General features: G+C 61.9%; 5 protein-coding genes. 3 read left to right on the top strand and 2 right to left on the bottom strand.

Annotation, left to right across the window (positions count from 1 at the left end; translation table 11 throughout):
- Positions 1-26: 26 nt before the first annotated feature.
- The gene (gene msrA / locus D769_RS28950) at positions 27-536 is read right to left on the bottom strand and encodes a peptide-methionine (S)-S-oxide reductase MsrA (RefSeq protein ID WP_008652077.1); all 510 of its coding nucleotides are present in this window, start codon (positions 534-536) and stop codon (positions 27-29) included.
- 124 nt (positions 537-660) lie between these two features.
- Positions 661-1,479: an AraC family transcriptional regulator gene (locus D769_RS28945; RefSeq protein WP_008652076.1), complete on the bottom strand. Its 819-nt coding sequence runs from the start codon at positions 1,477-1,479 to the stop codon at positions 661-663.
- Between the two features lie 102 nt (positions 1,480-1,581).
- Here D769_RS28945 and D769_RS28940 point away from each other — a divergent pair, with 102 nt between their 5' ends.
- The 3 genes from D769_RS28940 to D769_RS28930 form a co-directional block, all read left to right on the top strand.
- Entirely contained in the window at positions 1,582-3,441 is a 1,860-nt protein-coding gene (locus D769_RS28940) for a glutamine--tRNA ligase/YqeY domain fusion protein (protein WP_008652075.1), read from the top strand.
- 485 nt (positions 3,442-3,926) lie between these two features.
- Positions 3,927-4,631, top strand: a complete 705-nt coding sequence (locus D769_RS28935; RefSeq protein WP_079385910.1) for an isocitrate lyase/phosphoenolpyruvate mutase family protein — start codon at positions 3,927-3,929, stop codon at positions 4,629-4,631.
- Positions 4,632-4,745: 114 nt separating this feature from the next.
- Positions 4,746-6,928 (top strand): Tn3-like element IS1071 family transposase (locus D769_RS28930; protein ID WP_040011339.1); only part of this gene is annotated, 2,183 nt, incomplete at its 3' end.

Genomic DNA, 6,928 nt, shown 5'->3' with positions numbered 1-6,928 from the left:
CCCCCACCGTTCTTGAGCGTTGACCGTCAGCCGATCTCGCGGCGCGGCAGCTTCCAGCCCGCGCGGGGGTAGTGACAGGTGTAGCCGTTGGGGTGCTTGACCAGGTAGTCCTGATGCTCGGGCTCGGCCTCCCAGAACGGCCCCGCGGGCGCGAGCTCGGTGACCACCTTGCCCGGCCACAAACCCGAGGCATTCACATCGGCAATGGTTTGCTGCGCCGTGGCCAGCTGCTCGTCCGAGGTGTAGAAGATGGCCGAACGGTAGGAGCTGCCGCGGTCATTGCCCTGGCGCCCCGGGGTGCTCGGATCGTGGATCTGGAAGAAGAACTCCAGCAGGTCGCGAAAGCTCGTCTGCGTGGGGTCGAACTCCACCTCCAACGCCTCGGCGTGGGTGCCGTGGTTGCGGTAGGTGGCGTTGGGCACATCGCCGCCGCTGTAGCCCACACGGGTGCGCAACACGCCAGGCAGCTTGCGGACCAGGTCCTGCATGCCCCAGAAGCAACCGCCGGCCAGCACTGCTTTTTCGCTCGGGTTCATCGTGATCTCCTTCAAGGTTCTGCCTCAAGGCATTGAACCTGAAATCGGGGTCTTTCGACAGAGCACAACGGCATCCGGCGTCCGCTTCACGCCACCAATCGTCCAGAACCGGGGCGAAGTGGGTCTACGACTGGCCCAGATGGTCCATCTGCCAGGCGCTGGGCGATTGCCGGGTCGCGCGCTGAAACGCCCGCGCGAACGCGGTGGCATTGCCGTAGCCCACCTGGGCAGCCACCGCCTTCACCGCCTGCCCCTGCGCGAGCAGGTTGCGGGCCACCGCCATGCGCCAGTGGGTCAGGTAAGTCAGCGGCGGCATGCCCACCATCTGGACAAAGCGCAGGGCAAAGGCAGAGCGGGACAGGTGCGCCAGCTCCGCCATGCTGTCGAGCGTCCAGTCGTGTTCCGGCGACTCGTGCAGCATGGACAGCACCACGCTCAGACGGTTGTCGACCATGGCCTCCAGCACACCACCGGACAGCAGTTGCCGGTCGATCAGGTGGCGCACCAGCACCACGAAGGTGTATTGCAGCAGGCGATCGATCGCGGTCCGGTAGCCGAAAGCACGCGCCTCGGCCTCCTCGAACAGCAGCTCCACCGGCCGCTGCAGCGAAGGCGTGGCGGCCAAGTCAATCACCGTGATGTCGGGCAAGATCAAGTCCAGCGGCGGCGCCAACTCGCTGAGGGTGGCGCACATCAGGTCCACCTCCTGCGGTCCTGAGCCCTGGACCCAGTGCTCCAACGCGCGGGGAAGCAACAGCACGCTGGGTGCCCGCACGATCAACGGCACAAAACCTTTACGCGTCAATTGCAGCTCGCCGCGACTGAGCAGGTGCATCGTCCCCTGCTTGAGTCCATCAGCCTCGGCCCCCTGCGTCAGGGTACAGAGATTGCCCGAGAAAAACATGCGCGCCGTGGGAGCGAACCTCAGAAGCTGGTTCAGCATTGAGGCGTTCGGCAAGGGAGTGCTTTGGTTCAAGTGCGTGACACCTGTTGTGGGTTAGACCTTGATTATCTTGGAGCTTTCGTCTCTCCTTAGAATGACTGCATGCTCCCCCCGCCACTTTCGTCCAGCAGCTCTCGGCATTACCCGGCTCCCGCAGAAATTGAGGGCCTGGAGCATAGGAAGTCAAACTTCCTGCGCCAGATCATCGAGAAAGACCTCGAGACGGGCACCTACGCCACCCGCCAGTGGGGCGGCGGCCCGGGTGATGCGGCCTTTCACGACGCCGGCCAGCCCGACCCGGCCAAGATCCGTACCCGCTTCCCGCCCGAGCCCAACGGCTACCTGCACGTGGGCCACGCCAAGAGCATCTGCCTGAACTTCGGCCTGGCGCGCGACTACGGCGGCGTCTGCCACATGCGCTTTGACGACACCAACCCCGAGAAGGAAGAGAAGGAGTACGTGGACTCCATCCTCGACGCGGTGCAGTGGCTGGGCTTCAACTGGCAGAACAGCTTCAACGGCAAGACGGAACAGCACCTGTACTACGCGTCGAACTACTTCGACTTCATGTACCGCGCGGCCGAATACCTGATCACCGCCGGCCACGCCTATGTGGACGAACAGACCGCCGAAGAGATGCGCGTCAACCGCGGCGACTTCGGCAAGCCCGGCGTGGACAGCCCCTTCCGCACCCGCACGCCCGACGAGAACCTGGCCCGCTTCCGCGAGATGCGCGACGGCAAGCTCGCCGACGGCGCCGCCGTGCTGCGCGCCAAGATCAGCATGCAGTCGCCCAACATCAACATGCGCGACCCGGCGATCTACCGCATCCGCCGCGCCACGCACCACAACACGGGCGACGCCTGGTGCATCTACCCCATGTACACCTTCGCGCACCCCATCGAGGACGCGCTGGAGCAGATCACCCACTCCATAGCCACGCTGGAATTTGAAGACCAGCGCCCCTTCTACGACTGGCTGATGGAGCGTTTGATCGAAGGCGGCCTGCTCAAGGCCCCGCCGCCGCGGCAGTACGAATTTGCGCGCCTTAACCTCACCTACGTCATCACCAGCAAGCGCAAGCTGGCGCAGCTGGTTCAGGAGAAGAAAGTCAGCGGCTGGGACGATCCGCGCATGCCCACCATCGTCGGCCTGCGCCGCCGCGGCTACACGCCCGAGGCCATCCAGCTGTTTGCCGAACGCATCGGCGTGACCAAGAGCGATTCGTGGATCGACTACAGCACGCTCGACGGCTGCCTGCGCGAAGACCTGGAAAACAAGGCCCACCGCGGCATGGCCGTGCTTGACCCCGTCAAGCTGGTGCTCACCAACTGGGCCGAAGTGTTCGGCTCTGACGGCTACACCGAAGACTGCACCCAGCCCGCCCTGCCCCACAGCACCATTGCCGAAGGCCAGACGCCGCCGCCTGACCGCGTCTTCAAGATCGGCAAGGACGTGTGGATCGAACGCGAAGACTTTGAAGAAGTGCCGCCCAAGGGCTACAAGCGCCTGTTCCCAGGCAACGTGGTGCGCCTCAAAGGCGGCTACGTCATCGAATGCACGGGTTGCGCCAAAGACGCCGAAGGCAAAGTGACCGAAGTGCACGCCAAGGTCATCCCCGGCACCAAGAGCGGCACCCCCGGCGCCGACAGCGTCAAGGCCAAAGCCGCCATCACCTGGGTGGGCAACGCCGACGGGGTGAGCGCCGAAGTGCGCCTGTACGACCGCCTGTTCACCGACCCGCAACCCGACGCGGGCGGCAAGAACTTCCTGGACGCGCTGAACCCCGACAGCCTGAAGGTGGTGACGGCGGTTGTGGAGCCTTCACTGGCTGCAGCGAAGCCAGACCAGAAATTCCAGTTTGAGCGCCACGGCTACTTCGTGGCCGACCGTGCGGACCACGGGGTGGGCGGGAAAGTGGTGTTCAACCGGGTGACGGGGTTGAAGGATCGTTGGAATTGATCGCTATTCCCACTCTGTGCTTGCTTAATGCCTCGTACAAATCGTCTTTGTTGAAGACATCGCCTTGCACCACTTCACTCTCAGAATCTGGGGGTAGCTATCTACTCCGTTTTGGCGAGTAGGTGAACAGATCCGGAACAACGCGCGGTTGACACGGCCACATAGGAGTTGCGGAGCGTTTGCCCGGTAAACCTGTCTTGAATCGTCCCGAGGAGATTCGAACGCGCTGCCTAAAGCAACCACGCAAGCAACGTGAGCCGTTTTTCGACACCGACGAATCTGTGCATGCGCTGGTTATGGTCGAAAAGTGAGGCGCTCTACCAAATCGCAAAAACGGCAGGAAGTACATGGGTGTGTGGCATACCTCCCCCGACAACAGGGCGCACGCTTTACGACAAGTTGATGCGGTGTCTGGGCGAGATTGCCCATACGCACGATACCGACTGAAGTACCCGCCACCAACTTCGGCGACTAGGATGGCCATAATGAGCCAAATCCAACGGGGTCTACGGTTCCAGCAATTGCACACTGCCGAGGCCATCTTTCTGATGCCCAACGCTTGGGACGTTGGTAGTGCGCTGATGCTCGCGTCCTGCGGCTTTCCCGCTATCGCCACTACGAGTGCAGGCGTGGCTTTCTCGCTGGGATTCCCTGATCAAGAAGCTGCTGTGAGCAGGGAGACCATGCTGGATCGCGTGGGGTCCATTGCTGCGGCAAGTCCACTTCCTGTCTCCGCCGATCTCCAGTCGGGCTACGGTGCGAGCCCTGAAGAGGTTGGAGAAACCATCGCGGCTGCGATTCGTGCTGGTGTGGTGGGCGCGAACATCGAGGACTACAGCGGCAATCCTGCGCAAGCCCTGTTCGACAGAGAGCACGCTGTCGCGCGCGTTCGGGCAGCAAGACGCGCCGCGGACGCGTCGGGAGTTCCTTTTGTTCTGACGGCCCGATCCGATGTCTACCTGACTGGTGCGAGCAATGTTTTTGCAGAGGCCGTCGAGCGATGCAATGCGTACCGAGAGGCGGGTGCGGATTGCCTCTTTGTGCCGGGGGCTTCCGACCCCAAGACCATCGAAGCGCTCGTCCGGGAGATCAATGCCCCCCTCACCGTGGTCATGGGCCTGACAGGTTCACCTCTCACCGTGCCCCAACTCGGATCTTTGGGGTCTCCTCGTTTTCAGTGCAATAAGTGACGGTACGAAAAGCTAGCACTGGCGCGGAGGTGGTGTTGGTAGATCGTTGATTTCATTGACTTTCCTGTTCGCTTTGTAAACGGGTATGGTGGCCTCCCACTTTTGAGGTTCACGATGCAGGGTTGGCACACAACGTTTTTGGGGATGCGTGGGCTCCCCCGCGATATCAGCGACTTCGAGATGAAGGCATTTTTCACCTTCGATGGTGCCGAGCGCGACGCAATCAATGCACGCCGAGGTGATTCCCACAAGCTTGGTCTGGCGCTCCATATTGGTTTCCTGCGCATGAGTGGGCGTTTGCTCGGTGCCTTTCGGGTAATTCCAGTAGCCTTGTGGCGCCACCTTGGCAACGAGCTTGGCATTGCAGCACCAGAAGTCGCCTCGCTGAGAGCCATGTATGAACGCGGGCGCACGCTATTCGATCACCAACAAGTAGCCTGCACGGTCCTTGGATTCCAGTGGATGAGCGAGCACCAGCGCCGCTCACTGGTACGTGAACTGCGCGACGAAGTGGCGCGCTGCGCCGACCGCGATCAGCTACTCGTGCGGGCGCGTCAATGGCTGTACAAGAACAAGCTGGTGATCGTGCACGAGCGGGCAATTCGGACACTGATTGCGGCGGCACTTGCCCAGCTTGAAGTTGAAACAGGCACCGCCATCGCCGCCAGCGTTGATCCAGCAACACTTGATCGCTGGCGAGCCTCAGTTTCAGAGCTGCGCCCAGATGGACAAACCCAGCAGAGTTGGCTATGGGCTGCACCGGCGAAACACTCAACCCGCCAAATCAGCGAGGTACTGGAGCGCATCGACCTGCTTTACACGCTGGACGTTCATAAGCACCTGGCAGACATCCCCGATCTCATCTTGCGCCGCTACGCGCGCCGACTTGTCTCCAGGCCGCCCTCAGCCGGAGCCAAGATCAAAGAGCCAGCGCGCACCGTGGAGGTCGCATGCTTTCTTCGGTATTGCCTGTTCACCACCACAGACCAGTTGATCCTTATGGTGCAGCGCCGGATCGCCGATCTGTGGCGTCAGGCTGCCGCCGATGTCCCCGCTACCGTCAATTGGGCCGCAATGTACAAAACGCTGCTCGGCGAACTTGTTGCCTTGAGCGCGCAAGGTGCGGTGCCAGATGCTGAGTTGCGTGCCCGTCTTGAAGCCTTGATCACCGAAACCCAGAAACGCAAACCACCGAGCAGGGCCTCCCTGGTCCGCGAGGGATTGATTGATGGAATTCGCCCCGTGCGGTCGTTGCTCGTCGCCATTGCAAAGCTGCCCTGGCAGGCCACCGGCGAGCATCCTGCCATCGAGTACCTTGCCAAGCTGCAAGCTTTATATCTCAAAGGATCCAGAAAGCTGCCAGTTGAAGTGGTGGCACCAAGTCTGGGAATGATCTGGCAGGTTTCGATCTCCAGCCCAGACCGGGAACGGGCGTTTCAGGCGTTGGAGGTGGCCACCCTGTTTGCCCTGCGCCGCGCGGTGCGCAATGGCTCGGTCTGGATTGAGCACAGCCTGAGCTTTCGGGGTCGTGCGCGCTTGTTCTTCACGGACGAGCGTTGGCAGGCAGAGTCCAAGAAACACTATGCCCGTCTATCGTTACCCAGCAAGGCTGCCACTTTCTTGAAGCCTTTGCTGGCCAGAGTAACTGCCGGTGTCGATGCGGTGGCCGCTGCAGCCCGCAGTGGCGTACTGCGCGTGGATGATGAACTCCATTTGTCGCCATTGCCCGCAGAGGACGAAGACCCAGAAGTGACCAAGCTGCGCGCGGCTTTGGATCACCGCATCGGTGAGGTTCAATTGCCGGAAGTGATTCTGGCCGTTGACGCCCAGGTGCGCTTTAGCTGGATCATGCTCGGACGTGAGCCGCGCTCTACCGACGAGCTGCTGATGGTCTATGCCGGCATCATGGCCCACGGCACCAGTCTGACTGCGGTCGAATGCGCGCGCATGATTCCGCAATTGTCTGCCACCAGCATTCGCCAGGCCATGCGCTGGGCGCGGGACGAACGGCGTCTGAGCCAGGCCTGCCAGGCTGTGCTGGAATTCATGCAGCGACACCCGATTGCCGCCACCTGGGGGCGGTCCGATTTGGCATCTTCTGACATGATGACCATGGAGACCACCAAACGGGTGTGGCAAGCCCGGCTTGATCCTCGGCGCAACACACCTTCCATTGGAATCTACTCCCATGTAAAAGACCGGTGGGGCATCTTCCATGCGCAGCCCTTTGTGCTCAATGAGCGCCAGGCGGGCGTGGCCATTGAAGGTGTCATCCGCCAAGAAAAGCTGGAGACCAG

The organism is Cupriavidus sp. HMR-1 (assembly GCF_000319775.1).
In the GTDB taxonomy this organism is placed as follows: Bacteria; Pseudomonadota; Gammaproteobacteria; order Burkholderiales; family Burkholderiaceae; genus Cupriavidus; species Cupriavidus metallidurans.
The sequence above is the reverse complement of the archived record's forward strand: the minus strand, read 5'-3'. Positions and strand labels throughout refer to the sequence as shown.